This is a genomic window from Rectinema subterraneum, assembly GCA_009768935.1.
GTDB lineage: Bacteria > Spirochaetota > Spirochaetia > Treponematales > Rectinemataceae > Rectinema > Rectinema subterraneum.
Genome location: WESA01000018.1, coordinates 21,327 through 47,379, shown reverse-complemented (window position 1 = coordinate 47,379; position 26,053 = coordinate 21,327). Strand labels below are relative to the sequence as shown.

25 protein-coding genes are annotated in these 26,053 nt (G+C 56.5%); 20 read left to right on the top strand and 5 right to left on the bottom strand.

The window, feature by feature from the left end; genetic code table 11:
* From GAP13_RS06340 to GAP13_RS06310, 7 genes are all read left to right on the top strand, one after another.
* Positions 1–725, top strand: a 725-nt coding sequence (locus GAP13_RS06340; RefSeq protein WP_186338826.1) for an MraY family glycosyltransferase, incomplete at its 5' end; no start/stop codon positions are given.
* 10 nt (positions 726–735) lie between these two features.
* On the top strand, positions 736–1,191 hold the full coding sequence (locus GAP13_RS06335) for a YbaK/EbsC family protein (RefSeq protein WP_158907322.1): 456 nt from the start codon (positions 736–738) through the stop codon (positions 1,189–1,191).
* 119 nt (positions 1,192–1,310) lie between these two features.
* Positions 1,311–1,928, top strand: coding sequence for a TetR/AcrR family transcriptional regulator (locus tag GAP13_RS06330; protein ID WP_158907320.1), 618 nt, complete (start codon positions 1,311–1,313; stop codon positions 1,926–1,928).
* Positions 1,925–2,902, top strand: coding sequence for an alpha/beta hydrolase fold domain-containing protein (locus tag GAP13_RS06325; RefSeq protein ID WP_158907318.1), 978 nt, complete (start codon positions 1,925–1,927; stop codon positions 2,900–2,902). The genes GAP13_RS06330 and GAP13_RS06325 overlap by 4 nt, the downstream gene beginning before the upstream one ends.
* 39 nt (positions 2,903–2,941) lie before the next feature.
* Positions 2,942–3,733: an SIMPL domain-containing protein gene (locus GAP13_RS06320; RefSeq protein WP_158907316.1), complete on the top strand. Its 792-nt coding sequence runs from the start codon at positions 2,942–2,944 to the stop codon at positions 3,731–3,733.
* A gap of 91 nt (positions 3,734–3,824) precedes the next feature.
* Positions 3,825–4,628: a glutamate racemase gene (gene murI, locus GAP13_RS06315; RefSeq protein WP_158907314.1), complete on the top strand. Its 804-nt coding sequence runs from the start codon at positions 3,825–3,827 to the stop codon at positions 4,626–4,628.
* Between the two features lie 132 nt (positions 4,629–4,760).
* Entirely contained in the window at positions 4,761–6,233 is a 1,473-nt protein-coding gene (locus tag GAP13_RS06310; RefSeq protein WP_158907312.1) for an RtcB family protein, read from the top strand.
* A 104-nt stretch (positions 6,234–6,337) separates the two neighbouring features.
* On the opposite strand, the gene GAP13_RS06305 is transcribed toward GAP13_RS06310, so the two are convergent.
* A complete protein-coding gene (locus GAP13_RS06305) occupies positions 6,338–7,291 on the bottom strand; it encodes a hypothetical protein (RefSeq protein ID WP_158907310.1) in 954 nt (317 codons plus the stop codon).
* A gap of 288 nt (positions 7,292–7,579) precedes the next feature.
* The gene (locus GAP13_RS06300; RefSeq protein ID WP_158907308.1) at positions 7,580–9,340 is read right to left on the bottom strand and encodes a hydroxymethylglutaryl-CoA lyase-like TIM-barrel protein; all 1,761 of its coding nucleotides are present in this window, start codon (positions 9,338–9,340) and stop codon (positions 7,580–7,582) included.
* 257 nt (positions 9,341–9,597) lie between these two features.
* Between GAP13_RS06300 and GAP13_RS06295 the strand changes: the two genes are divergently transcribed.
* From GAP13_RS06295 to thrA, 13 genes are all read left to right on the top strand, one after another.
* On the top strand, positions 9,598–9,873 hold the full coding sequence (locus GAP13_RS06295) for a 4Fe-4S dicluster domain-containing protein (protein ID WP_158907306.1): 276 nt from the start codon (positions 9,598–9,600) through the stop codon (positions 9,871–9,873).
* Entirely contained in the window at positions 9,866–10,999 is a 1,134-nt protein-coding gene (locus tag GAP13_RS06290; RefSeq protein WP_158907304.1) for a 2-oxoacid:acceptor oxidoreductase subunit alpha, read from the top strand. The genes GAP13_RS06295 and GAP13_RS06290 overlap by 8 nt, the downstream gene beginning before the upstream one ends.
* Entirely contained in the window at positions 10,999–11,865 is an 867-nt protein-coding gene (locus tag GAP13_RS06285; protein WP_158907302.1) for a 2-oxoacid:ferredoxin oxidoreductase subunit beta, read from the top strand. The genes GAP13_RS06290 and GAP13_RS06285 overlap by 1 nt, the downstream gene beginning before the upstream one ends.
* The gene (locus GAP13_RS06280; RefSeq protein WP_158907300.1) at positions 11,844–12,440 is read left to right on the top strand and encodes a 2-oxoacid:acceptor oxidoreductase family protein; all 597 of its coding nucleotides are present in this window, start codon (positions 11,844–11,846) and stop codon (positions 12,438–12,440) included. The genes GAP13_RS06285 and GAP13_RS06280 overlap by 22 nt, the downstream gene beginning before the upstream one ends.
* 38 nt (positions 12,441–12,478) lie before the next feature.
* Positions 12,479–14,146, top strand: coding sequence for an acyl-CoA mutase large subunit family protein (locus tag GAP13_RS06275; protein WP_158907298.1), 1,668 nt, complete (start codon positions 12,479–12,481; stop codon positions 14,144–14,146).
* A gap of 13 nt (positions 14,147–14,159) precedes the next feature.
* The gene (gene icmB / locus GAP13_RS06270) at positions 14,160–14,564 is read left to right on the top strand and encodes a coenzyme B12-dependent isobutyryl CoA mutase small subunit (protein WP_158907296.1); all 405 of its coding nucleotides are present in this window, start codon (positions 14,160–14,162) and stop codon (positions 14,562–14,564) included.
* Between the two features lie 31 nt (positions 14,565–14,595).
* Complete coding sequence (meaB, locus tag GAP13_RS06265; protein WP_158907294.1) at positions 14,596–15,789, top strand: methylmalonyl Co-A mutase-associated GTPase MeaB; 1,194 nt, start codon at positions 14,596–14,598, stop codon at positions 15,787–15,789.
* A complete protein-coding gene (mce, locus tag GAP13_RS06260; protein WP_158907292.1) occupies positions 15,770–16,174 on the top strand; it encodes a methylmalonyl-CoA epimerase in 405 nt (134 codons plus the stop codon). The genes meaB and mce overlap by 20 nt, the downstream gene beginning before the upstream one ends.
* A gap of 144 nt (positions 16,175–16,318) precedes the next feature.
* Entirely contained in the window at positions 16,319–17,863 is a 1,545-nt protein-coding gene (locus GAP13_RS06255; RefSeq protein ID WP_158907290.1) for an acyl-CoA carboxylase subunit beta, read from the top strand.
* 10 nt (positions 17,864–17,873) lie between these two features.
* Positions 17,874–18,242 carry an OadG family transporter subunit gene (locus GAP13_RS06250; RefSeq protein WP_158907288.1) on the top strand — a complete coding sequence of 123 codons (369 nt, stop codon included), beginning with the start codon at positions 17,874–17,876 and terminating at the stop codon, positions 18,240–18,242.
* Between the two features lie 54 nt (positions 18,243–18,296).
* A complete protein-coding gene (locus tag GAP13_RS06245; RefSeq protein ID WP_158907286.1) occupies positions 18,297–18,692 on the top strand; it encodes a biotin/lipoyl-containing protein in 396 nt (131 codons plus the stop codon).
* A gap of 18 nt (positions 18,693–18,710) precedes the next feature.
* Positions 18,711–19,841 carry a sodium ion-translocating decarboxylase subunit beta gene (locus GAP13_RS06240; RefSeq protein ID WP_222126164.1) on the top strand — a complete coding sequence of 377 codons (1,131 nt, stop codon included), beginning with the start codon at positions 18,711–18,713 and terminating at the stop codon, positions 19,839–19,841.
* 82 nt (positions 19,842–19,923) lie between these two features.
* Positions 19,924–22,371, top strand: a complete 2,448-nt coding sequence (gene thrA, locus GAP13_RS06235; protein ID WP_158907284.1) for a bifunctional aspartate kinase/homoserine dehydrogenase I — start codon at positions 19,924–19,926, stop codon at positions 22,369–22,371.
* Positions 22,372–22,488: 117 nt separating this feature from the next.
* Here the strand turns inward: thrA and GAP13_RS06230 are convergent, their stop codons facing one another.
* From GAP13_RS06230 to GAP13_RS06220, 3 genes are all read right to left on the bottom strand, one after another.
* Positions 22,489–24,489, bottom strand: coding sequence for a TRAP transporter permease (locus tag GAP13_RS06230; protein WP_158907282.1), 2,001 nt, complete (start codon positions 24,487–24,489; stop codon positions 22,489–22,491).
* Positions 24,486–25,007 carry a DUF1850 domain-containing protein gene (locus GAP13_RS06225; protein WP_158907280.1) on the bottom strand — a complete coding sequence of 174 codons (522 nt, stop codon included), beginning with the start codon at positions 25,005–25,007 and terminating at the stop codon, positions 24,486–24,488. Before GAP13_RS06225 ends, GAP13_RS06230 begins: the two co-directional genes overlap by 4 nt.
* An 82-nt stretch (positions 25,008–25,089) precedes the next feature.
* Entirely contained in the window at positions 25,090–26,031 is a 942-nt protein-coding gene (locus GAP13_RS06220) for a TAXI family TRAP transporter solute-binding subunit (RefSeq protein WP_158907278.1), read from the bottom strand.
* Positions 26,032–26,053: the final 22 nt, after the last annotated feature.

The following is a 26,053-nucleotide window of genomic DNA, read 5'->3' as shown; positions in this document are numbered from 1 at the left end:
TTTTTCTGGGGAATTTTGACGATTTTTCTGGCCATTCCAGTTTGATCTTTCTGGGGAGTTTTAGCTTACATTACACAGGTTGGATTGTTGGCGTTGCAAACGCGATCAACTTCATCGACGGGCTTGACGGCCTTGCGGGCAGCATTTCGTTCATTGCGGCGATGGCGTTTGGCATTTTCTATTATCAATCTGGCGATGCATCGAGCTCGTTTTTGTGTCTGAGTGTCGCAGGCGCAGCAGTCGGGTTTTTGTTCTTCAATTTTCCGGCGCCAAGGGCTAAAATATTCATGGGCGACTCAGGGAGTCTTTTTCTTGGCTTTTGCCTGGCCGTTATGCCGTTTTTGGGGCAGGCGCAAGCAGGAGCGGTGGGGATAGGAGCCGGAACTCAGGGAGCCCAGGCAGGGCTTGGCCTTATCCCGTCCATAACATTGCTGGGCTTGCCGGTTTTCGACGCGCTCAGGGTCATCGCGCTCAGAGTGCGCGAGGGTGTAAGCCCGATGAAGGCGGACCGCCAGCACATCCATTATCTCTTCGCTGACTCGGGCTATAGACCGCTCGCGGTGATCGGAGTACTGGATGTTGCAGCAATCATGCTTGTGGCGGCGGTATTCCTTGCCGCATCCATGCCGCAGAGCCTTGGGTATTTGCTCATGTTGATTTCGATTGGGATTCTTTTCATCCTCTTTCGCTACGCGATGTCGCTGAAACCTGACAAAGCAAGCTAGCATATCCACCATGATTCCCGAAAAAGTGCAGAAGATTCTGGACCGACACAATCTCAAAGCGCTCGAGTTCGAACCGGGTTCGACCCCCACCGCCGAAACCGCCGCGCAGCGCATCGGCGTGCAGACCGGTCAGATTGCGAAGTCACTGCTTTTCAAAGGCAAGTCGGGGCGGGTGGCGATGATAGTCTGCGCAGGCGACGCGCGCATCTCATCGAGAAAAATGAAGGCACTGTTCGGCGAAAAAATGTCGATGACGGATGCCGATGAAACATTCGCGTTGACCGGTTTTCGCCCCGGTGGAGTCTGCCCCTTTGGAATCGAAAACATTGAGATATTCATTGACGAAAGCCTTGCGCGCTGGGATACCATCTATCCGGCCGCCGGGAACGATGCCACCGGCGTCCCCATAACCGTGCAAATCCTTATCCAGGCAACAAATGGCCAACCCTGCGACCTCTGCGAATGACAGAAATCCATATTGAATTGCTCAACTATTTATTTTCAGCATAATGAATTCATACACAATACGTAATGTTTTCTATATTGACAGCGCTGCATGCTTCATCCAGAATGTGAAACAAGATCATGAGCAGAGAACGTTTTTTTGACGACCGGCAGCGCATAATCGATGCGGCAGTATCGCTCATCAGCGAGATCGGGTACGAGAATTTCTCGACTCGGCGCCTTGCCGCAAAGCTCGGTATATCGCCGATGACGCTGTATAACTATTTCGAAAACAAAGAAGAAATTGTGCAAGCCACGATCGCCGATGCGTACGGCAAAGCGCTCTCGGCGATTCAGAATGAACTCAAGGAATACTTTGAAGGCGACGTAGCATGCCCCCTCAAGGGGTTTGTCGAAATCGGCCGGAAGCTCAAGGATTTTTCTGTGCAGTATCCCAAAATGTACGCGCTCCTTTTTATGATGGACCTGCGCCCGTACACGGATCATCCATCGATACAATCGCGCTATGAATATGCGTTCCGCAAAACCGCCGAGCGCCTTCTGGACAAGAGCATCGAAGAAGAATTGCATCGCCATATCTACCTGTATGAAGTGCTTGCTGGCGCGCTGGTTCGGAATTTTCACAGCGGGTGCGGGCCAGTCGATGAGCAAACATTCGAAGCACATCTTGCGCTGGCCTACGATCGACTCTTAAAGCCCTTCGAGCAGTATTTCGCAGAGTGTGAAAAAGCCCGATGATATTCATCCATCGCCAGCCTCAAAGCGCGCGCAGCATGCTCCTCGAACGGGCATTCCGGCGGGCGGGCGTAAAAGAATCCTCAGACAGCGAACAACCGCGATTCATTACCCGCCAGTATGCGAAGAGTCTTCTTTCTGCGGAACCGCCCTTGCATATTCGTGCACGGCTCGGCGTGCAGAGCATTGCAGTAGCTGGCTCTCGCGTCCATGTGCTGACGCCCCGTTTCGAAGGCTGTGCGCGGTGCATTCTGTATCTGCATGGCGGCTCGTATGTGGCGACGTTTACGCGCCAGCACTGGAATTTTCTGGCGAAGCTGGCCGAGCGAACCAAAAGCGTCATTATTGCGCCGGATTATCCGCTTGCGCCTGAGCATCGGTGGGCGGATGCGTATCGGATGCTGTTCGCGCTGTGGGAGAGCATAGGCTTGGCGCTGCCGCACAAGGACGTCGTGCTGATGGGCGATTCGGCTGGCGGCGGGCTTGCGCTCGGCTTTGTGCAGGCGCTGCGCGATGCACATCTGACCATGCCCGCGTCGGTGATTATGTTGAGCCCCTGGCTCGATGTGACAATGGAAAATCCGCACATCCAAACGCTCGACGAGGTTGATCCGTTTTTGAGCGTGGAAGCCCTGCGCAAAGCCGGTGCAGCCTGGGCCGGCGGCTCCAACCCCCGCCGAATGGAAATAAGCCCAATCTACGGCCATTTTGAGGGCCTTCCCCCGATGAGCCTCTTTATCGGAACCAAGGATATCCTGTGGGCCGACTGCCGCCGCCTTCGTGATATCTGCCTCGTTACCGGCGCCCATCTCGATTATTATGAATACGAGCACATGATGCACGTCTGGATGCTCATGCCAATCCGCGAATCCAAGCAGGCGCTCGACCAGATAGCCGGCATCCTGACAACCCAACCCGAGTGCGCCTCACACGATGCCGTCCAAAAATTTAAGACTTGGGGTCAGACCCCCTCTTAAAAATTCTGCAGGGGGTCAGACCCCTAAGGGAGAAAGCCAATGAAAACTTTTAAGAAAAGGGGTCAGACCCCCATTTTTTACTTTATGATAGCAGCCTTGATGCTGACAGGCGTGCAGGGCGCATGGGCGCAGATGCCAGGCTCCCCGGCACCCCAGCTGCCGAGCTCCCCAAGCGCCGTCGAAAAGCGAAGCATTCGCGTGCAGGGCCAGGCGTCGATGTCTGTCGAGCCGGATATCGCGATGCTCACGCTGGGTGTCGAAACCCAGTCCGACACCGCGGCCAAGGCGCAAGGGCAGCTCGCGGACCGCGCTTCGAAAGTGCTCGCGGCGCTGACCGGGGCGGGCATCGACCGGGCCAAAATAAAAACAAGTTACTATCGCGTCTCGCCGGTCTACAGCACAAAGCAGGACAAACAGAATGTCATTATCGGCTACAAGGCCGAAACCACGATTCAGGTTGAAATTTCAGACATTCCGGCTATGGCGGGCCTGGTGGACCTCACGATGAATGCCGGGGCGAATGCAGTTCGCTCGTTGAACTTTGATCGCAAAAACATGGAAGCATTCAAGGCACAGCTCATCGAGGCGGCGTGCAAGGATGCGCAGCTGAAGGCACAGGCTGCGCTGCGCGGGCTGGCCGGGAACGGAGCCGGGCTCAGGCTGGGCGCGCCGATTTCGGTGGACGTGCAGGATTCATTTTCCGCGCGCAATGCAGGCGAGGCTATGATGTTCAAAGCAGCAGCCAGCCCTGATTTTGTAAGCGCAGGCGAGCTCGAGATCAGCGTGGCGGTGGCGGTCGAATTCGAGATACTGGTCAACAGTAGCCACTGAGCCTCCAGATCTGCCTGTACCGGCCAGTCTGCTTGCACCATCCAGCCTGCCTCGATTGACAGAAAAGGCCTTGCGTGTCTCAAATGCTCGCATGCAACGACATCGAATCGGAGTAATCGACAGCGGCATGGGCGGCTTGACAGTGGTGCGAAGCTTGTGCTTGGCAGGAGTGCCGCTCGACATCGTCTACGTGGGCGACAACGCGAACGTCCCCTACGGAAACAGGCCCCTGACCGAAATTGTCGCGCTGACAGAGCGCATGCTCGATGTGCTGGACAGGCGCGGAGTTGAGGCGGTGGCCATTGCCTGCAACACGATTTCGGCGACAGTGGATATGCTCGAATCCCGAAGCAAAATTCCGCTTGTGGATATCATCCGGCCGGCGGCCAGAGCAATGGCCGGGCTTAGCGAGCTGCATGTAGGGCTGTTTGCGACTGAATTTACAGTTCAGTCGGGCCTGCATGCAAAACTTGTGCGCGAGTTGAATCCCTCTGTTGAGGTGCATGGCGTTGCCAGCGCGCGGCTTGCGGCGCTTATCGACTCGGTGCCCTGGGATGAAGCGGCGATTCGCGAGGAAATTGCATCTATGATTGCGAAAATGCGCAGGGTCGGGCCGGTGCGGACGGTACTTCTGGGTTGCACGCACTATCCGATTGTGCAGAACGTGTTCGAGGAGCTGGCGCCGGATATGCGGTTTATCGACCCGGCAGGGCTTCAAGCGAATGAAGTGCTGAGGGCCGTGGGGGTGGCGACCGCCCCAGCCAAGTCCCCACAGCTTGCCAGCGAGGAGAGCGCCATCAGCCTGGAAGTGATCACGTCGGGCGACCCAGCCGCCTATCGGCAAATGCTCGACAAGCTCGGCATTCCGCCCGCGCAGCGCTTTACCCAACTTTGAGAGCACTTGCAGCTGCCCGATAGTGGTGCGAAGCTTGTGCCGAGCAGGCGCGCCGCTCGACATCGTGAATCTGAGCCCCAATAATCATGTGCGAACAAGCCCTGTCTAGCGCACCCTCCAAGGGAGGCGTTCATGCAAATTGAACGAATTGACCCTTTTACTTGCCTCATTCCGGCGCACGATGGAATGCGCGTGCCTGCGCGCTTGTATGTCTCGGATCAGCTCTTTTCTCTTCTAAAGCAGGATAAAGCGCTTGACCAGCTTGTGAATGTGGCTCGTCTTCCTGGCATTGTGAGCTATGCGCTTGGCATGCCGGACATGCATCAGGGCTTTGCGTTTCCGATTGGCGGGGTTGCGGCCTTCGATGTGGATGAGGGTGTGGTGTCGCCGGGCGGTGTGGGGTTCGATATCAACTGCGGCGTGCGCGTCATTCTCACCTCCCTGAGGGAAGAAGAAGTGCGCCCGAAGCTCGATGCAATCGGCAAAAAGCTCTTCGCGCGCGTGCCGTCAGGGCTTGGCTCGAAAGGCCTTATACGCCTCAGCGCGAAGGAAGCTCGTGCTGCCATGGCAGAGGGCGTCCCCTGGGCGCTGGGCAAGGGGTTCGCAGAGCCGGCAGACCTGCGGGCAATCGAGAGTCATGGATGTCTTGAGGGGTCTGACCCCCTCGCGGTGAGCGATGAAGCGGTAAACCGTGGAAAAGAAGAATTCGGCACGCTTGGCGCAGGCAATCATTTTCTTGAAATCGATCGGGTGGAGCAGATTTTCGACCCCGAGACCGCACAAAAATTCAGCCTTTTCGAGGGGCAGGTCCTCGTCTGGATTCATACTGGTTCCCGGGGCCTCGGGCATCAAATAGCGACAGATTATATCGCGCGTATGCGGCCAAAAATGGCGCAGTACAAGCTCGAGCTTTTTGAACACGATTTTGTGAGCATTCCTCTGCGCGATCCGCTTGCGGGCGAGTATCTGGCCGCCATGGCTGCAGCAGCGAATTTTGCATGGATAAATCGGCAGATGATCACGCATGCGGTGCGCGAGGTCTTCTCAGAGGAGTTTGGAAAGCCCGCGGACTCGCTTGGCATGAGGCTATTATACGATGTAGCGCACAATATCGCCAAGTTCGAGGATCATATAGTGGGGAAGAGCGAAAGCCAGACACGCGGCACAATTTCCGCAGCACTAACCTCGCGCCGCCTCCTCGTCCACCGCAAGGGAGCGACGAGAGCCTTCCCTGCGGGACACCCCGAACTGCTCGATTTGGCGCACGACGCAGGCCAACCTGTCCTGCTTCCCGGCGACATGCTGCGCGGCAGCTATATCCTTGTCGGAACCGAGCGCGCCATGCGCGAGAGCTTCGGCAGCGTGGCGCATGGCGCAGGCCGCAAGATGAGCAGGCACGCAGCAGCAAAAGAGGTCAGCTTTGAGGCACTTTCGCGCCAGATGGGGCAGCAGAAGGTAAGGCTGCTTGCCGCCGACAAGCGCCTTGCTTGCGAAGAAGCTCCAGCTGCCTACAAGGATGTCGACGCCGTAGTGGAGACGGTGACAGGCTCAGGCCTCGCCAGGGTCGTAGCGCGCACGAGGCCCCTCCTCGTGATAAAGGGCTGAAATTACTGCTTCCAACCTTGTGCCACGCGAGAAGAGCACAGCTCGCCAAATCGCGCTGGGAAAATGGAATCTCGCAGACGCATCATCCTTTTCCAATCCCTGCTTCACATAAATGCATACTTGGGCAAATATTCAGTTTTCTCTTTCCCCGGTGTCTTCCAGCCTTTTTCCCAGGTCCGCTTAAGTGTTGCGGAGAGCCTTAAGCGACTCAGGAACATCCGCATGCCGCCGGTGAGTGAGTGGGCAAACTGCCGTACCCAGGAAGCAGGAATACCCGCCGCTTCGGCGTGGGAACCAGGACGGCTCCCTCGCGGCGCACGGATTCTGAACGGCTTGAGATAGTTGTGGGCAAGCAGGTAGAGTGCAAGGTGCATCATCCCGTTCGCAACATTTCGGTTGAAGCAGACTGTTTCCCGGTGATGGTGCGCGAGGTCCTTCCGGAGTTCGCGATCGATGTAGTTGGAAGAAAAGAGGGGATTATGGATGGTACGAGGGAGCTTTGACCAGATGGTCCAGTGGACGAGACGGCGTTCTTCGGTTTGGTTGCGGAATGCTTCAAGCCTGTGGAGCACGCGCCGGTAGTCAGGCTTTTCATCCGTGATGAGGACAAAGGGCCTATGAGGAGAAGGCGGCTGAAGGGCAAGGGCGCTTTCGAGCGTTTCGCGGAACGATTGTGCGATAGCTCCACGTTCCAGAGGACAGCGGGCATAGAGAAGGCTCGCCTTTTCTTTCTGGGCAGGTGTCATGGAACCCGACCTGCGACGGGATGCATGGCTGAAATCGAGGACGAACTGAGAGTGTGCCGTGATAGCGATGGGGATCTCGCTGGGGAAGTATTGTGAACCATCGAAGGAGACAAAACCATCGATACAGATATCATCGGTACTCACCCTGGCTGACAGCGCCTGTGCATGCAAACCGATCGCCTGACGGGCCAGACGATCGATGCGATTGGTAACCAGGCGCAAGGAAACAGAGAGATTGCGGCTTATGGCGCGAAGACTTTCTCCACTGGTGATGCGGCCGAGAACATCTGGCAGGGGGATTGGACGTTTCACATAATAGGACAGAGAAAAAGTCTGGGAAGAGAAGGTAGTATGGCATGCCCTGCACTGAAAGCGCTGAATACGGCCGAAAGCTTTGGTAGTATAAAAGCCCTTCGCCTTCGCCCATTTGCCTTTAGGAGCCTCCTTGTGCCAGCGACAACGAGGATTGGGACAGAAAGGGAATTGTTGCATGGGTAGTTACCTCCATGAAAAGAATAAGAAACCTTTTCATAGAGATAGATGCAGCAAATCGCCTTTCTGCTTCAGATTTGGAACAAGGTTGGAAGCATTAATGAAGCATTAACCTCCAGCCCACCCCGGCGCCTCCTCCCAGAACTCAGGCGACTCCCCATCCGCTGGCTCATAATCAGCCGACTCATATATCGAAAGAACGCTATCCTCCTGGCCTCCTGGTGCGCTGCCGGCTGCCATCCCAGCTGCCCGCACCGCTGCGCTCGCCTCAGCTTTGGCTGCTTCCTCGGGGTGCGCTGCTTTCCATTCTTCGATTCGCTTGTTTCTTAAGAACTTCGTCGCAACCGACGGGAACAATTCCAGCAGCAGTTGTTCTTTCTCATTCATAGCCAGGAGTGCACCCCCAGCCTCGGCCACGGGCGGGTTGGGCTGCGGCTTGTACTTGCTTGTATCGTACGGTGTTTCCTCGCGGGTGCCGCAGATTTTAAAACGAAACTCTGGGTCGACTGGCCAGGGGGTCTTGCCATAGGAGCCCGCAATGAGCTCGGCGAAATTTTTCGAAACATTGGTGTACAGGTCCTTGCCCTGGTTGATTGCGATCACGCAGTTGACGGCCTGGACGCCAACGATCTGGCTGGTTGGAGTGACAAGGGGCGGCAGCCCTGAGTCGAGCCGTACGCGGGGCACGATATGCAGCACTTCGTTCAGATGCTGTTCGAGCTTGGCTTCTTTGAGCTGTGCCATCATGTTGGTGTACATGCCGCCCGGAATCTGCGCGTGGCGGACAATCTCGTCGGGCTCGGGGTAATTGAATGCTTTTTCGATTTCCTGGCAGATAGCGAGGGATTTCTGGTACTTTCCGCCGACCGCGGCTTCCAGCGCATCATCGAAGAGCTTGGAGACCTGCGGCGGGAGGCTGTCTTTGGACAGGTCGAGCTCCGGAGGAAGTTTTTTATATTGGTCGTAGGCACTCAGTTCCTTGCGGATTTCGCGTAGACGCCTGTCTATTCGGGCGACTGCGGCATTGTCGACACCAGTGGCGATGCCGAGCCTATCGGCAAACACGCGAATGATTTCGTACGCAGGAGCAGCAGGACCGCCCGAGAACGAAAGCACCGCCGTATCGACGATATCGACGCCGTTCACCATTGCCGCGAGGAGACTCGCGACGCCAAAACCCGGCGTGCAGTGCGTGTGCAGATCCACTGGTATTTCGAGCTCGTTCTTGAGGGCTTTGATGAGCTGAGCTGCTGCGACCGGGTCGATGAGCCCGGCCATGTCCTTGATGGTGATCATGTCCGCGCCGAGCGCCGCGAGTTCCTTCGCTTTTTTGACGTAATAATCGACGGTGAAAATCTTCGGCGGGATCTTCTTACCTGAAAAGAGCGCGTTCACCCTGTCCCTGAAGGAGAAATGCGGATCCACCGTGTAGCAGACCGCGCAGTCGGCAAGCCCGCCTGCTTCTTTTACGAATCGGATCGAAGACTTCATGTTGTCGATATCGTTGAGCGCGTCGAATATGCGCATGATATCGACACCGCTTGCGATGGCATTCTTGCAGAAACCTTCGATGACTGAATCAGGGTAAGGGTTGTAGCCGAAAAGATTCCGTCCGCGCGAGAGCGCAGTCAGTTTCGATGCATCGCCAATGCCCTGCTTAATGGTGCCAAGCCTGTGCCACGGATCTTCGTTCAGGTACCGCATGACGGAATCCGGAACTGCGCCGCCCCACACTTCCATCGCGTAGAAGTGGCTCGCGCGGTAGTCGTCGAGCACCGCCTTCACCTGTTCATTGTTCATGCGCGTAGCAAACTGCGATTGCTGTCCGTCGCGGAGGGTCACATCCCGTATTTTTATGTATTTCGCCATATGTGCTTCCTTTGTATTCCACCGATATGTTCCTCAGTTTTACTTCAAAGACGCGGGAAGGACAAGTATCGGCAGGATAATATTTTTATGCATAAAATCGATAGATTTTGACAAAATCGGGAATTACCTGTACAATGAAGGTACGTCGTTTTGTGTTCCTAGTGCGCAAATTTTTCCTGTAACATTGCCAATTTCTTGAAGGAACTCTTCTCAGTCTGTCAGATTGGGTGCGGCGAACAACAAAAAAGAGCAAAGGTATGGCCGAACCAAAAAAACGATTCTTTCATATAATTCGAGAGAATTACTGCAAAGGCTGTGGAATATGTGTGGCCTACTGCCCCAAGCAGGTGCTGGAGCTGAAAAGCGGCAAGGTCGTTGCCGCGAGAGCTGAAGTCTGCATTGGATGCAGGATGTGCGAGTATCGATGCCCGGATTTTGCAATCGAAGTGCGACCGCTCGAAGAAAAGCAAGAATCCGAGCGAAGCATCAACCACATCGATTTGAGTCTTCCTCCGGAGGCACACCATGGCTGAAAAAGCAAAACTCATGCAGGGGAACGAAGCCTGCACAATGGCTGCCATTGCTGCGGGGCTCGAGTTCTTCGCGGGCTATCCGATTACACCATCCACCGAAATCGCCGAAATGTGCGCGGAAGAATTACCCAAGGTTGGTGGCAAATTTATCCAGATGGAAGATGAAATCGGCTCGATCTCAGCCTGCATCGGAGCATCGCTTACGGGCGCAAAAGCTATGACAGCGACTTCGGGGCCCGGATTCTCGCTCATGCAGGAAGCGATCGGCTACGCGAGCCTCTGCGAGATTCCTGTGGTGATTATCAATGTCCAGCGTGTCGGCCCTTCGACAGGCATGCCGACAAGCCCTGCGCAGGGCGACCTCATGCAGGCGCGCTGGGGGACGCATGGCGATCATCCGGTGATTGCCCTCGTACCCGGAAACGTAAAAGAGTGCTACGAACTGACATTCCGTGCCTTCGAACTTTCGGAAAAATATCGTGTTCCCGTAATTGTGCTGAGCGATGAAGTGATCGGGCATATGCGCGAAAAAGTGGTGCTTCCCGATCCTGCAAACTACAAGATTCCTGTGCGCGCGATGCCGGCAAGCCCAGCCGGATACAAGCCCTATGCCGCGGACCCGAATGGGGGTGTGCCGCTCATGGCGCCGTTCGGGATGGGGTATCGCTGGCACTGCACGGGGCTGTTCCATGACGAAAATGGCGCTCCATCCAGTAAGCCTGAGGTAGCTTCGACTTTGATGCGCCGCCTCGAGCACAAGGTTGGAAGCAGAGCCGAAGAGCTGGCGGATTACTTTGCAGAAGGCTTGGATGACTGCGAGCTTGCAGTCGTTTCGTTCGGCTCCTCAGCGATGGCAGCCCTCTCGGCCGTGCGCAGAGCCAGGAGCGAAGGTCATAAGGTCGGCATGCTCAGGCTCAAAACCGTATGGCCATTCCCGACCAAAACAGTACGCGGGCTGCTCTCATCCGCAAAAAAAATTATTGTACCTGAAATGAACCTCGGCCAGCTTGCGCTGGAAGTAGAGCGTGCAGCCGGCTGCGACCGCCCCGTCATTCGGCTTGGCAAGGTCAATGGCGAACTTTTTCATCCCGATGAAGTATTCGCCGCAATCAAGGAGGCCCTGTGATGGCTGAATTTCTTTCGTACTTCAGACAGGACCGGCTCCCGCATATCTGGTGCCCCGGATGCGGCAATGGCACGGTGACCGGTGCGCTTGTTCGGGCTATCGACAAGCTCGGCATCGATAAAAACAATATCGTCATGGTTTCGGGTATCGGCTGCTCGAGCCGATCGGTTGGATACCTCGATTTCGATACGCTGCACACGACGCATGGGCGTGCAATCGCGTTTGCGACCGGCGTAAAACTCGCGCGGCCCCGCCTTAAGGTAATCGTGATTACCGGCGACGGCGATAGCGCAGCGATCGGCGGCAACCACTTCATCCACGCCGCCAGGCGCAACATTGACATCACCACGATCATCATCAACAACGACACCTACGGCATGACGAGCGGGCAGGCCTCGCCCATGACCCCGCATGGCATGCTCGGCACCACCGCCCCGTACGGCAACGTCGAATACAACTTCGACCTTTGCGAGCTCGCCAAAGCGGCGGGCGCTACCTATGTCGCGCGGGCGACCACCTACCACTATGTGCTCCTCGAAGAACTCATTTCAAAAGCGATCATGCACAAGGGGTTCTCGGTCGTCGAAGCGCTTTCGCAGTGCCCGACATATTTCGGCCGCAAGAACAAAATCGGCGGGCCAGTCGAAACACTCAACTGGATCAAGGACCAGACCATCAACGTGAAAGCAGCCGCCGCCCTTCCGCCCGAAAAGCGCGAGGGCAAAATTCTGATCGGCGAGCTGCACAATGTCGAAAAGCCGGAATTCACCCAGCAATACCTCGAAGTCATCGCCAAAGTGCAGCGCGCTAACCCCACCTATGCACGAAACAAAGGAGTACCAGGATGCGAGTTGAATTCAGACTGAGCGGCTCAGGCGGCCAAGGGCTTCTGCTCGCAGGTATCGTGCTTGCGGATGCCGCAATCCAGGACGGCAAGAACGCAGTCCAAACCCAAAGCTACGGACCCGAGGCCCGAGGCGGCTCGAGCAAGGCCGAAGTGGTCATCTCCGATGGCGATATCGATTACCCGAAGGCGACCGAGCCCGATTTTCTGCTCGCGCTGACTCTAGACGCCTTCCGCACATACGGGCCTTTGATGAAAAAAGGAATCATCATCACCGATACATCCGTTGCCGCCGACCTGCCCTCAGCTGGCACAAGGTTGGAAGCACTAACCGCAGGCGTCCCCGTAATCACCCTGCCCATCCTCGAGACAGCCTCGAAGAAACTGGGCCGTGCCGTTGTGGCCAACATGGTGGCCCTCGGCGTGCTGGGGGGCCTTTCTGGCGTCGCTTCACCAAAGGCCCTGCGCGAGGCGGTCCGCAGCCGCGTTCCCAAAGGAACCGAGGACCTCAACCTGGCGGCCTTGGAAGCCGGCCTCGCGCTCGCTGAAGAAGCGAAAGCCCAGCTGGCCGCGTCCGGGGTCAGACCCCGCGCCTGACCTCCGCGGCACAAGGTTGGAAGCACTAAGGAGGGGACATGACAGACCTTGAAAAACTCGAACAGGATTTCAATACCTGGACCACCAAAGTCGAAAAAGCCAACGAAAAATACCCCGAGCGGAAAAAGCAGTTCGTGACCGGCTCGAATGCGCCGGTAAAAAGAGTCTACACGCCGCTCGACCAGAAGGATTTCGACTACGAGAAGAAACTCGGCCTGCCGGGCGAATTTCCCTATACGCGGGGCGTGCAGCCGACCATGTACCGGGGGCGTCTGTGGACGATGCGCCAATACGCAGGCTTCGGCACCGCCGAGGAATCGAATGCGCGCTACAAGTACCTGCTCGAGCAGGGGCAGACCGGGCTTTCGGTTGCCTTCGACCTGCCGACGCAGATTGGGTACGACTCCGACCACCCGCTTTCCGAGGGCGAGGTCGGCAAGGTTGGCGTGGCCATCGATTCGCTCGCGGACATGGAAACGCTGTTCGGCGGCATCCCGCTCGACAAGGTGTCCACGAGCATGACGATCAACGCGCCCGCGGCGGTGCTCCTTGCGATGTATATCGCGGTTGCTGAAAAGCAGGGCGTGAGCGCGGACAAGCTCAACGGCACCATCCAGAACGACATCCTGAAGGAATACATCGCGCGGGGCACCTACATTTTCCCGCCCGCTCCGTCCATGCGGCTCATCACCGACATCTTCGAATATTGTGCAAAGAATGTGCCGAACTGGAACACGATTTCCATTTCCGGCTACCATATCCGCGAGGCGGGCTCCACGGCGGTCCAGGAAGTCGCATTCACCCTGGCGGACGGCATCGCCTATGTTGAGGCGGCGATCAAGGCCGGGCTCGATGTCGACGAGTTCGGCCCGCGTCTTTCATTCTTTTTCAATGCGCACAACGACCTCTTCGAGGAAGTTGCAAAGTTCCGCGCGGCGCGGCGAGTCTGGGCGCACATTATGCGAGACCGCTTCGGTGCGAAGAACCCGAAGAGCTGGATGCTCCGCTTCCACACGCAGACCGGCGGCTCGACGCTCACCGCCCAGCAGCCGGACAACAACATCATCCGCGTCACCCTGCAGGCACTCGCTGCCGTGCTCGGCGGCACGCAGTCCCTGCACACCAACTCCCGCGACGAGGCGCTCGCTCTCCCCACCGAGGAGGCTGTGCGCATCGCCCTGCGAACCCAGCAGATTATCGCGTACGAATCTGGTGTTGCCGAAACTGTGGACCCCCTCGCCGGCTCGTACTACGTCGAGAGCCTCACCGACCGCATCGAAACTGAAGTACTGCAGTATATCAAGCGCATCGACGATCTGGGCGGCGCAGTAAAAGCGATCGAGCAGGGCTACATTCAGCAGGAAATCCAGGATTCGGCCTATGCCTGGCAGATGGACGTCGAAAAGAACGAGCGAATCATCGTTGGCCTCAACAAGTTCCAGGTCAAGGAGAACCCGCCCAAGGGGCTTTTGCGCGTCGATCCAGCCGTGGGCGAGCGGCAGAAACAGAAGCTTGCAGCGCTCCGCTCTTCGCGCGACCAAGGTGCGGTCAATGCTACGCTTGCGGCGCTGCGGAACGCGGCGCGCAGTGCCGACAACCTCATGTTCCCGATTCTCGAAGCGGTCAAGGCGTATGCCACGCTCGGCGAAATCTGCGGCGTGCTGCGCGAAGAATTCGGCGAATACAAGCCGAACGTGATGTTCTGAGGGGGAAGCCGAAATGGAACGCAAAATCAGGGTGCTTATCGCGAAACCAGGCCTCGACGGGCACGACAGGGGGGCGAAGGTCATCGCCCGCGCCCTCCGCGACGCCGGCATGGAAGTGATCTACACAGGCCTCAGGCAGACACCTGAGCAGATTGTCAGCGCGGCGATCCAGGAAGATGTCGATGTGATCGGGCTTTCGATTCTGTCCGGCGCGCATAATCATCTGTTTCCCCGTGTGGTGGAGCTCCTCAAGCAGAGTGGTGCGGAAAATGTGCTTGTCTTCGGCGGCGGCGTCATTCCCGAAGAGGACATCCCCTTCCTCAAGTCCAAGGGCATTGCAGAAGTGTTCGGCCCCGGCACGCCGACCTCGAAGACGATCGAGTTCATCCGCGCGAACCTCAAGCGCCCGCTGAACTGAGCCGCCTTGTGAAATTCGGAGTGCTGTGCCCATGTATGATTTAATTCGTCGCTGTATCGAAGGCGATGTGCGGGCTGTTGCGCGGCTTATTACCCTGCTCGAGAGCGGCGACCGAGAGGCCTATGCCGCATTGTACCGGCTCAAGGATCACGCGGGCCGCGCGCAGGTGATCGGCATCACGGGGCCGCCGGGAGCGGGCAAGAGCACACTCGCAGACAAGCTCATCGCTCAATTCAGATCGCGCGGGCTCAAAGTTGGCGTGCTGGCGGTCGACCCATCGAGTCCTTTTTCCGGCGGCGCGATTCTTGGCGACCGGCTCAGGATGCAAGGGCATGCGACAGATCCCGGCGTGTTCATCCGCAGTCTTGCGGCGCGAGGGAGTCTCGGCGGCATTTCCAAGGCTACCCATGCGGCGATTCGCGTGCTCGACGCAGCAGGTTACGATATCGTGCTCGTCGAAACGGTCGGCGTCGGCCAGTCCGAAATCGATATTGTGCGCGTTGCGGATATGGTCGTCCTCGTGTCGGTGCCGGGACTTGGCGACGATATCCAGGTCATAAAAGCGGGCATCATGGAGATCGGGGACATCTTCGTGGTGAACAAGGCTGACCGCGATGGCGCCGACAGAGTGGTGCGCGAAATTCGCGCAATGCTGGAGCTGCAGGCCCAGTTGAAGAGGGGACAGACCCCCGAGGGCGGGCCCGATACCCTGGCGGCGAGAGCGCCAGAGTTTCTGCACCACACGGGGTTGGCAGAAGGTTGGCAGCCAAAAGCAGGCAATGAGTCAGGAGCCCCTGGCGAGAAGGAATCAATTACGACCCCTAAACCAGGTGTCCTCCCTGAAGCAGGCACAGTTTCGGCAGCACTAGTTAATCAGGAAGCAGGCACAATTTCCGCAGCACTAATCATTCCCCCCGTCCTCAAGACCATTGCCGAAACCGGCGACGGCGTCAAGGAACTCGCCGACGCAATCTTCAGCCATTTTGAAACTCTTTCCCGCACCGGCGAACTCGAACGAAAACGGCTCGAATCCATCCGCTACCAGCTAGGGCAGTTCGTCTCCAACGAAATTGTGCACCTCATGAGTCTGCCTGAGCTTGCAGCCGCGCAGGACGAGCTCGCTCACAAGGTATTTTCCCGCAAAATGGATGTCTACAGCGCCGGCATAGCGCTTTTTCACACTATCATCGAACAAGGAGCATCCCATGAACACCCTCAAGCTTGATCATATCGGCATCGCGGTCGAAAAAATCGATGCAGCGCTTCCTGTATGGGAAGGCATCTTGAGCCTGCCGCTGCATGGCATCGAGGAAGTCGCCGACCAGAAGGTGAAAACCGCCTTCATGCCCATCGGTGAGAGCGAAATCGAGCTCCTCGAGAGCACTGATTCCGAAGGCCCCATCGGGAAATTCCTTGCCGCAAAAGGGCAGGGGGTGCACCATCTCGCATTCCGTGTGGCGAATATCGAAGCGGCCCTTGCCGAACTCAAGGCAAAGGGTGTGCGGCTCATCGACGAGACGCCGCGCTATGGCGCGGGCGGTGCACGAATCGCTTTTATACACCCCAAAGCAACGGGGGGAGTGCTTGTCGAGCTTTGCGAACGAGCATAAGATTCGTGCAATCGGCGCCGGGCCGAGTTCGGTTTTTCAAAGGCCGCGGCCAGCCACGCGCAGCTGATTGTCATAATTGCAATTACAGTTTGGTTCTGAAAAGCAACCTCCCCGCTGGAGGTAATGATATAAGGACGGTTTATTATGGAAGAAAAGCTGAGGGAGCTGGAAGAGCGGCAGGCCAAAGTGCGTGCCGGCGGCGGCCCCAAACGTGTCGCCGCTCAGCATGACAAAGGCAAAATGACCGCTCGCGAACGGATCGAAATGTTGCTCGATCCGGGGACCTTCGTGGAGCTGGATGCTTTTGTCGAGCATCGGGCCACCGAACTGGGCATGGACAAAATCGATGCCCCGGGTGAAGGCGTGGTGACAGGCTATGGGCTTGTCAACGGCCGCACTGTGTGCGTGTTTGCGCAGGATTTTACCGTCATCGGTGGCAGCCTGGGCGAGATGCATGCATCGAAGATTTGCAAGATTATGGATCTTGCGGTCAAAATCGGCTGCCCCTGCATCGGGATCAACGATTCTGGCGGCGCGCGCATCCAGGAAGGCGTTGACGCGCTCTCCGGCTATGGTGAGATTTTCTACCGCAATACACTTGCGTCCGGCGTTGTGCCGCAGATTTCGGTCATTATGGGCCCGTGTGCGGGCGGAGCGGTCTATTCGCCAGCGCTGACCGATTTTGTCTTCATGACCGAAGGCACGAGCAACATGTTCATTACCGGCCCTCAGGTTATCAAGGCAGTGACGGGCGAAGAAGTGAGCTCCGAGGATTTGGGCGGTGCGCGTGTGCATTCCGAGGTCTCCGGTGTCGCGCATTTCAGCTTTCCGGACGAGCAGAGCACGATCGAGGCGATTCGCAAGCTGCTTTCGTATCTTCCGCAGAACAATGTCGAGGACCCGCCCGTTGCAGAAACCGGCGATGATCCGAACCGCATCGACGAAGGGCTTGCTGACCTCATGCCTGATTCGCCCAACAAGCCCTACGATGTGCGCGACATTATTGCGCGGCTTGTTGATGCCGCCGATTTCTTCGAAGTACAGCCAAACTATGCGAAAAACATTGTGACAGGCTTTGCGAGGCTTGCCGGACGGGTGATCGGTATTATCGCCAACCAGCCAAAGTACCTGGCGGGCGTGCTCGATATCAACGCCTCCGACAAGGCGACGCGCTTTATCCGGTTCTGCGATTCCTTCAATATTCCGCTTCTTACGCTGACGGATACCGCGGGGTATTTGCCGGGCGTCGGGCAGGAGCATGGGGGCGTCATACGGCATGGCGCGAAGCTCTTGTACGCGTATTCCGAAGCATCGGTGCCCAAGCTGACCGTGATTCTGCGAAAGGCATATGGCGGGGCGTACATTGCGATGTGCTCGCGCCACCTCGGCGCGGATCAGGTGTTTGCCTGGCCGACAGCCGAGATTGCAGTGATGGGCCCCGAGGGAGCAGCAAACATCATCTTCAAGAAAGAAATCGAAGAAGCACCCGATCCCGCAGCTGCCCGCAAGGATAAAATCGAAGAGTACAAGCGCAGCTTCGCCAATCCCTACAAGGCGGCAGCACGAGGCTATGTCGATGATGTCATCGATCCGGCTCATACGCGCATGCGGCTGTGCAACGCGCTGAACACGCTTCTGGGCAAGCGTCAGAGCATGCCGTCCCGCAAGCACGGCAATATTCCTGTTTAAGGGGCTGGCCATGACAAATCCCTGGATGATTATGCTGGTCGGCGTCATAACGGTGTTTGTGGCGCTGTTCCTCATTATTCTTTTTCTGCTTGGCTTTCCCAAGTTTTTCTCCGCGCTGAAGAAAAAAGAGCACAAGAAACTCGCGCCGTTGCCAGAAATAGTGGAAGTGACCAAAAAGAAGGCGCAGGCTGGCTTGTTAAGCCAAAGCCCAGCCGAGGACGATGAAGAGCTTATTGCTGTTCTGACTGCCGCAGTTGCCGCTGCCCGGGGATCCGAGCTTGGCTCTTTTGCGATTGCGCAGGTGAAACAGGCCGCTGCGGAAGGCTGCGGTTTCAATACGCCGGTATGGGGCCGCGTTGAACGCCTCTCCCGGAAATGATGTTTTTTCAAATGATGTATTTTGAATAAAAGCAAACAACAGGAGCGTATCGATATGAAGCACTACAGAATTACAGTGAATGGCAAGACATATGAGGTTACCGTAGAAGATCTCAACAGGCCCGGTCATGGTTCTGGTGCAGCAGCAGTAAGCCAGGCGCCTGCAGCAGTTTCATCGGCTTCCTTGCCGGCAGCGCCTTCTGTCCAGCCAGCCGCCGCGCCTTCGAATGGCGAAACAGTGATTACCGTCAAATCACCCATGCCTGGCACTGTTCTTGCATTCAAAGTCATCGTCGGCCAGCAGGTAAAGCGCGGCGATGTGCTGCTCTTGCTCGAGGCTATGAAAATGGAGAATGAAATTGTCGCTCCGCAGGACGGCACAGTCGTCGCACTTCGTGTCCCTGCAAGCGCATCAGTGAATACCGGCGATCCGCTCGTCGATCTCGCGTAGGCGAGGGGAGATTCCTCCATGGAAGCATTTTTCTCCCATTTTATTTCCTCGACAGGCTTTATAGCCATGACCTGGGGACAGCTCATAATGCTGACGGTGTCCTGTATCCTTCTGTACCTCGGCATTGTAAAGGAGTATGAGCCGCTGTTGCTGGTTCCGATCGCGTTCGGCATGCTCCTTGCGAACCTGCCTGCGAGCGGCATTACCGACGGTCCAAAAGACGGGTTGGTTGGTGGGCTTATTTATTATTTATACCAGGGAGTCAAGCTCGGTATCTATCCGCCGCTCATTTTTCTCGGCATCGGTGCGATGACCGATTTCGGGCCACTCATCGCGAACCCCTGGAGTCTTCTGCTCGGTGCTGCCGCGCAGCTCGGTATTTTCATTCCCTTTATAGCAGCCTATTACATGGGATTTGATCTTAAGTCGTGCGGCAGTATCGGCATCATCGGGGGCGCGGACGGCCCGACTGCTATCTATGTCACCTCGCGCCTCAAGCCCGAGCTGCTGGGGCCCATTGCTATCGCTGCCTATTCGTACATGGCGCTTGTGCCGCTCATCCAGCCGCCGATCATGAAAGCGCTCACCACCAAAAAAGAGCGCCTGGTCAAGATGGCGCAGCTCCGCGAAGTATCCAAGGCAGAGCGCGTGGTGTTTCCGATTTTTGTGACCATTTTGATCGGGCTTTTGCTGCCAGCTGCGGTTCCGCTTGTCGGCGCGCTCATGCTTGGAAACCTTTTCAGGGAGAGTGGTGTAACCGAGCGATTGTCTGATACCGCACAGCATGCGCTCATCAATACGCTGACCATTTTCCTTGGTGTGTCGGTGGGGTCCACCGCGAGCGCCGCGCGATTTTTGAACCCCCAGACCCTGATGATCATTGGCCTGGGGCTTTTTGCGTTTAGCTGTGGAACCGCTGGCGGCGTGATTTTCGGCAAAATCATGTATTGGATCACGAAGGGCAAGGTCAATCCGCTTATTGGTTCTGCGGGCGTATCAGCGGTGCCTATGGCCGCGCGCGTCAGCCAGGTTGTCGGCTCGAAAGAAGATCCGACGAATTTCTTGCTCATGCATGCGATGGGGCCGAATGTCGCGGGCGTCATCGGTTCGGCGGTAGCCGCGGGCGTGCTGCTTACGGTGCTGGAATAATCGCAAAGATATTCCTTCGCGCTGCATGTTTATGATATAGTCCCGGGAAAGCCGGCCAAAATGCCGGCATCCGGAGCATTGCATGAAAATTCTGAAATTTGGCGGCACATCAGTAGGGAGCCCCGATGCTGTCCGCGCGCTTGTCGGCATAGTCAAAGACTCAGGCGAGCGCATCATTGTCGTTTCTGCTTTTTCAGGTATAACCGATTCTTTGCTTGAGGCTGCGAAGCTCGCAAGCGGGGGTGGAGAATGGCGAGCGATATTCGAGACGATTACTAATCGCCATCACTCGATGATTGACGCGCTGCTCGAAGGGTCATTTTCGGAAACTGCGACCGCGTATGTGCGATCCCTTCTTGATGAGCTTTCTTCTCTGCTGTATGGCATATCGCTTGTCCGGGATCTGTCGGCCAGAACGCTTGATCTCGTTGCTTCGTTTGGTGAGCGGCTGAGCGCGTTCATAGTCGCCCAGGCGCTCTCGCAAGCGGGGATCGCTGCCGAACCGGTCGATGCGAGGCAATTCATCATTACAGATGCGCGATTCGGCTCCGCCCATTGGCTGCAAGCTGAAACAGAGCGCCGTGCCCTCGCTTTCTTTTCCGCCTTCCCCCGCGTCGCCGTCGTCACCGGATTTATCGCCGCTACCGCCGATGGCATCACCACGACGCTCGGCCGCGGCGGCTCTGACTTTACCGCAGGCATTCTCGGCGCCTGCCTCGATGCAGATGAAATACAAATCTGGACGGATGTCGACGGCATCCTCACCGCAGATCCCCGCGCGGTGCCCGATGCCTTTGTCATCCCCGAAATTTCCTACCTCGAAGCCATGGAAATGTCGCATTTCGGTGCGAAAGTGCTGCATCCGCCGACAATCCTGCCTGCCATGGCCAAGGGCATCCCGGTGCGCATCCTCAATACCTTCAATCCTGGCTCGCCAGGCACTAAAATTGTCCGCGAAGCGGCGCCCAGCAGCTGGCCCGTGCGCGGCATTGCGGCAATTCCTTCGATTTCTCTTTTGCTCTTGCAGGGGCCGGGTCTGCCCGGCGTGACGGGCATCGCAGGCCGCATGTTCGCAGCGCTCGCGTCCGCCGGTGTCAACGTCATTCTCATCACCCAAGGGTCGAGCGAGCTTTCGATCTGCTGCGCGGTGCTCCCTCAGGACGCCGAGAACGGCGCCCGAGCGCTCAAAGAAGAATTCAAGTACGAAATCAGCACAGGTACCATCCAGAGGCCCGCCATCGAAAAAGATTTGAGCATCATCGCTGTGGTGGGCGAGATGATGAAGCACCGCGTGGGCATCTCCGGGCGCGTATTCAAGGCGCTCGGGCGCAATGGCATCAACGTGGTCGCAATCGCACAGGGTTCGTCCGAGCTCAACATCTCCATCGTGGTGAGCGCGCAGGACCGCGGCAAAGCGATGAGTGCGATCCACGACGCATTCTTCCTCGCCGGCGTGCGCACAGTCAACGTGTTTCTTGTCGGCACGGGGCTTATCGGCGGGACTCTTCTTGTGCAGGTCAAAGCCCAGCATGAAAGGCTTTTCAAAGATCATTCGATTCGCGTGCGCGTCGCGGGCATTGCAAATTCGCGGCTCATGCTCATCGATGCGAACGGCATCGATGTGAGCGACTGGAAAACTGCACTCGCCGAGCGAGGAGAACCAACACATCTCGAAACCTTTATTCGGCAATTGACCCATCTCAATCTGCCCAACGCCTGCTTCTGCGATTGTACCGCGAGCGACGCGCCCATTCGCTATTATGAAACCCTCCTCGCCGCCTCCATCTCCATCGTGACGCCCAACAAGCGGGCAAACAGCGGCGAACTAGCGCGCTACCAGAGGCTCATGCGGGTTGCGCGCGAAATGGATGTCCCGTACCGATATGAGACAACAGTCGGCGCCGGCTTGCCTGTCATCGGCACCATTCAGGACCTTGTCGCATCCGGCGACGAGATCTTCAAAATCGAAGCGGTGCTTTCCGGGACAATCAGCTTTATTTTTAACAATTTGGGGTCTGACCCCGAATTTAAATTTTCTGCGCTCGTCAGGCAAGCGAAGGAGCTCGGGTACACTGAGCCCGACCCTCGCGATGACTTGAGCGCGAGGGACATTGTGCGAAAGACTATCATTCTTGCACGCGAGGCCGGTTTTCCGCTCGAAGAAGCAGGCGTGCGTATCGAGCCGCTCATTTCGAAGAGGATTGCGCAGGCGCCCACAGTTGAAACATGCATGGCGCTTTTGCCCGAAATGGATGCTGAAATCGAAGCGCGGCGCAGCGATGCGGCCCGGCATGGCACAGTGCTCCGCTATGTGTCGGCAATTACAAAAGAAGGGGCCTCGCTGTCGTTGTCTGAGTACGGGCCGGAAAGCCCCTTTTTCAGCCTGACAGGCACCGACAATATGGTCGTGATCACCTCGAAGCGCTATTCACAGAATCCGCTTGTCATCCGGGGTCCCGGCGCAGGCGCTGATGTCACTGCAGGCGGCGTATTTGCCGATATTTTGAAAACTGCCGAATCATATTTGTAAGGCGGCTTTTTGCCGCAAGGCAGCCATAAAAAAGAAAGGCCGCGCATTCCGGGCATTCCGGAACGCGCGGCCTTTTCATTCTGCGGCAAATCGTGGCGGCGCGACTTCAGCGCAGCTTCAGCGTGCTTTCAGCGCTCGCGCAGCTCGAGCTCTCACAATCTGGCTTATAGCCATCACAGCGACCAGGGCCAGGCCCATCAAATCGGTGGTGAGCCCCGGATAAATGAGCAGAATACCGCCTGCAAAACCGATGAGTCGCTCGTACCATAGTGTTGTTGTTATCAACCAGCCATTCACAGCCGCTGCAATGGCGATGATGCCGACAAGGCTCGTGATGAGCATCCAGATAAAGGTAACGGCATTGACATTGAACAGCAGCATCTGCGGGTTCAAGACAAAGATATACGGCACGAGGAATGCTGCAATTGCGAGCTTGGACGCATTGATGCCTGTTTTCATCGGGTTAGCCTTTGCGATACCCGCGCCAGCAAAAGCAGCAAGTGCAACCGGAGGCGTGACGTCCGCTATTATGCCGAAATAGAAGGCGAACATATGCGCTGGCAGAATGATGCTTGCTGGCGCGACAGCGTATGGATCGAGCCCCGCTTGCTTTGACAGCAGCATGATAACCGCAGGCGCTGCAATCGTCGATGTGATGACATAATTGGCTGTCGTCGGCACACCCATGCCAAGAATGAGCGAGGTGATCATCGTAAAGAAGAGCGTAGGAACGATGCGCCCGCCCGCAAGTTCCACAAGTGTCGAACCGAGTTTGAGGCCAAGCCCCGTCAAGGTTACGACTCCGATGATAATGCCCGCACATGCGGTTGCTGCAAGAACGCCAAGTGCCGCGCGCGCTCCTGCTTCAAGTCCGCGCACGATCTCGATCGGCGGTATCCGCGTGCTTTTCTTGAGCCACGATGAAGCGATAGAGAGAATAATCGCCCACAGCGCGGCTTTCATCGGCGTAAACCCCGTGACCAGAAGGTAAATAATTGCTACGAGAGGAATTATAAGGTGGCCGCGCTCGAGGACTATGTTTTTGAGTTTCGGCAACTCGTCGCGGTTCATGCCCCTCAGCCCGCTCTTTTTTGCCTCGAAATGCACGCCGGCCCACACGCCGAAATAATAGAGAATGGCAGGTACAACCGCAGCGCCAATGATGCGCGCGTACGGAATATTGGTAAACTCCGCCATCAGGAAGGCGGCAGCACCCATGATAGGCGGCATAAGCTGGCCGCCAGTGGAGGCTGTTGCCTCTACCGCGCCTGCAAACTCAGGCTTGTAGCCAAGCCGCTTCATCATTGGAATGGTAAAGGAGCCAGTACCGACGACGTTCGCCACAGAAGAACCGGAGACTGTTCCCATAAGCGCACTCGAAAGCACAGCAACTTTTGCGGGGCCGCCCGCTGCCCAACCCGCCACCGCGTTCGCCAGGTCGATAAAAAGCTGCCCTAGTCCCGTACGCTCGAGAAACGCACCAAACAGAATAAAGAGAAAAATAAACGTACTCGAAACGCCCAGCGGAATGCCGAACACGCCTTCAGTTGTAAAATACAGGTGCTGAATCAGCGTCTCGAAACTAGCTCCCCGGTGCGCAAGCTTGCCGGGAATATAGGGGCCTGCAAACGCGTAGGCAATAAACACGAGCGCAATGACCACCATGGGGACGCCTACAACGCGCCGCGCAGCTTCGAGTACCAGCAACAGCCCGATGACGCCGAACACGATGTCCAGAGGTGTCGCTGTCCCTGCCCGGAGCACCAGCTTCTGATAATTCACTATGATATACATAGGCGCCAGAGCCCCGATCACTGCGAGCACTGCATCCACCGGGTGCAGCTTTGAGCGCGACCATTTCTTGCTTGTCGGATACAGCAAAAAAATGAGAGTCAGCCCGAACGAGAGGTGGATTGATCTCTGGATCATAGCATCGAGAACGCCGAATATAGCGGTATAGAGCTGAAATACCGAAAATGAAATCGCGATCGCGGAGATAACCTTGGCGAAAAATCCGACATACGTTCGATAATTCGCTTCCTTGTCGAATTTCTTGAGAATTTCCTGCGCATCGACAGCTGCATTTTCTTCTGGAACAGTTTTCCGGGAATCACTCATTTTGGAGAAATCCTCCCATTGCGAAATATCAACATTCTCCCTGCGGAGAGCGTGATAGCTGATTCTTGCGGGACCCATCGGGTGAAGGGGAAAAGCGTCCCTCCGATTATCACCCCGTGATCCGGAACAATCGATACCCGAATCGGAATACTTGAAAAAGACCGATGCAGCACAACGACAAAACGTCCGTTTTCGATCGAAAAACCTTCGCCTGCATCGGATGGCATGCCAACGCCATACGTGTCATATTTTACCTTGGTCAGATCGAGCGAAGAGCCATGCACCTCAAAATATTCATCGACCGGTGTCTTGTGTATCGAATGAATGTAATGATGGACAAACTGCCCATCCTGAAGGGGGAGCCTTACTATGATCGCTCCCGTGCTGTCCTTGATGATCAATGCCGAAACAAGCCGCACATTGAAAAGGAAGGCAAGAAGAGCCGCGCCTGCAATTGCCGTGCCCAGAATTACCGCTGCAAGAATGAACCATCGGCTTCGCTTCCTCGTTCTTTCCATACCAGCCTTATCTAACAAACGGCGCGGAACGGATTGTCCCGCGCCGTCATTCATGCAAAACTTTCTGTGAAAAAAAGATGCATTATTTCAGGATGCCTTTTTCCTTGTAGAATTTCTCGGCACCCGGATGCAGAGGAATCGACATGCCTTCGAGCGCGGTTTCGAGCTTGACATTCTTGCCCTGGGCGTGAGCGGCGATCAGTCTGTCGGTGTGGTCGAACATGGTCTTAAGAAGTTCATAGACGAGGTCGGCGGGCATCTTGCTGCTGACCGCGAGCATGGACTTGACAGCGACCGTGGTTACGTTCTGGGTCTGTCCCTGATATGTTCCCGCGGGGATGACCTGCACCGCATAGAACGGATATTTGGCCATAAGCTTGCTGGCTGCTTCCTTGTCAACGGGGACAAGAACCATCTTCTTGGAAACGGAAAGGTCCTGGATAGCGGCAGTCGGTATGCCGGCAGTGTTGAATGCTGCATCGATGTTGCCGTCTTTCATGTTATTGGCAGACTCGCCGAAGGAGAGGTACTGTACCTTGATGTCGTTATAGGTGAGACCGGCAGCTTCGAGAATTTGGCGGGCATTCGCTTCGGTTCCGGATCCGGCAGCACCAACTGATACTCTCTTTCCTTTGAGATCGGCAAGCGTTTTAATCCCTGAGGACTCGAGCGCCACAAGCTGGATTGTCTCGTTGTAGAGGCATACCATGCCGCGCAGGTCTTTGTAGGCCTGATCTTTCAGCAGTTCGGTGCCATTGTAGGAGTAGTTGGCTACATCGTTCTGGGTGAAGATGACATCGACATTGCCGCCCTTGAGCAAGTTGATGTTTGCGATAGAGGCGCCGGTGGACTGTGCGGTTGCATTCATCTTTGGAATATTTTTATTCCAAATGTCTGCAAGTGCGCCACCGAGCGGGAAATAGGTTCCTGCTGTGCCGCCAGTGGCAATAGTGAGGAATCGCTGCTGCGCAAATACGCTGGTGGCAAGCACCAGGCAGAGAGCGATAGCGAAGATCTTCTTCATGCTTCTTTACCTCCTGTATAGT

What these genes read in the sequence shown, in the direction of transcription:
- GAP13_RS06240 (WP_222126164.1), top strand. Translation starts at nt 18,711, where the DNA reads ATGGAAGCATTTTTCTCCCATTTTATTTCCTCGACAGGCTTTATAGCC.
- GAP13_RS06255 (WP_158907290.1), top strand. Translation starts at nt 16,319, where the DNA reads ATGGAAGAAAAGCTGAGGGAGCTGGAAGAGCGGCAGGCCAAAGTGCGT.
- thrA (WP_158907284.1), top strand. Translation starts at nt 19,924, where the DNA reads ATGAAAATTCTGAAATTTGGCGGCACATCAGTAGGGAGCCCCGATGCT.
- GAP13_RS06335 (WP_158907322.1), top strand. Translation starts at nt 736, where the DNA reads ATGATTCCCGAAAAAGTGCAGAAGATTCTGGACCGACACAATCTCAAA.
- GAP13_RS06220 (WP_158907278.1), bottom strand. Translation starts at nt 26,031, where the DNA reads ATGAAGAAGATCTTCGCTATCGCTCTCTGCCTGGTGCTTGCCACCAGC.
- GAP13_RS06300 (WP_158907308.1), bottom strand. Translation starts at nt 9,340, where the DNA reads ATGGCGAAATACATAAAAATACGGGATGTGACCCTCCGCGACGGACAG.
- GAP13_RS06330 (WP_158907320.1), top strand. Translation starts at nt 1,311, where the DNA reads ATGAGCAGAGAACGTTTTTTTGACGACCGGCAGCGCATAATCGATGCG.
- GAP13_RS06280 (WP_158907300.1), top strand. Translation starts at nt 11,844, where the DNA reads ATGCGAGTTGAATTCAGACTGAGCGGCTCAGGCGGCCAAGGGCTTCTG.
- mce (WP_158907292.1), top strand. Translation starts at nt 15,770, where the DNA reads ATGAACACCCTCAAGCTTGATCATATCGGCATCGCGGTCGAAAAAATC.
- GAP13_RS06275 (WP_158907298.1), top strand. Translation starts at nt 12,479, where the DNA reads ATGACAGACCTTGAAAAACTCGAACAGGATTTCAATACCTGGACCACC.
- GAP13_RS06325 (WP_158907318.1), top strand. Translation starts at nt 1,925, where the DNA reads ATGATATTCATCCATCGCCAGCCTCAAAGCGCGCGCAGCATGCTCCTC.
- GAP13_RS06320 (WP_158907316.1), top strand. Translation starts at nt 2,942, where the DNA reads ATGAAAACTTTTAAGAAAAGGGGTCAGACCCCCATTTTTTACTTTATG.
- meaB (WP_158907294.1), top strand. Translation starts at nt 14,596, where the DNA reads ATGTATGATTTAATTCGTCGCTGTATCGAAGGCGATGTGCGGGCTGTT.
- murI (WP_158907314.1), top strand. Translation starts at nt 3,825, where the DNA reads ATGCAACGACATCGAATCGGAGTAATCGACAGCGGCATGGGCGGCTTG.
- GAP13_RS06230 (WP_158907282.1), bottom strand. Translation starts at nt 24,489, where the DNA reads ATGAGTGATTCCCGGAAAACTGTTCCAGAAGAAAATGCAGCTGTCGAT.
- GAP13_RS06295 (WP_158907306.1), top strand. Translation starts at nt 9,598, where the DNA reads ATGGCCGAACCAAAAAAACGATTCTTTCATATAATTCGAGAGAATTAC.
- GAP13_RS06285 (WP_158907302.1), top strand. Translation starts at nt 10,999, where the DNA reads ATGGCTGAATTTCTTTCGTACTTCAGACAGGACCGGCTCCCGCATATC.
- GAP13_RS06310 (WP_158907312.1), top strand. Translation starts at nt 4,761, where the DNA reads ATGCAAATTGAACGAATTGACCCTTTTACTTGCCTCATTCCGGCGCAC.
- GAP13_RS06250 (WP_158907288.1), top strand. Translation starts at nt 17,874, where the DNA reads ATGACAAATCCCTGGATGATTATGCTGGTCGGCGTCATAACGGTGTTT.
- GAP13_RS06290 (WP_158907304.1), top strand. Translation starts at nt 9,866, where the DNA reads ATGGCTGAAAAAGCAAAACTCATGCAGGGGAACGAAGCCTGCACAATG.
- GAP13_RS06245 (WP_158907286.1), top strand. Translation starts at nt 18,297, where the DNA reads ATGAAGCACTACAGAATTACAGTGAATGGCAAGACATATGAGGTTACC.
- GAP13_RS06225 (WP_158907280.1), bottom strand. Translation starts at nt 25,007, where the DNA reads ATGGAAAGAACGAGGAAGCGAAGCCGATGGTTCATTCTTGCAGCGGTA.
- icmB (WP_158907296.1), top strand. Translation starts at nt 14,160, where the DNA reads ATGGAACGCAAAATCAGGGTGCTTATCGCGAAACCAGGCCTCGACGGG.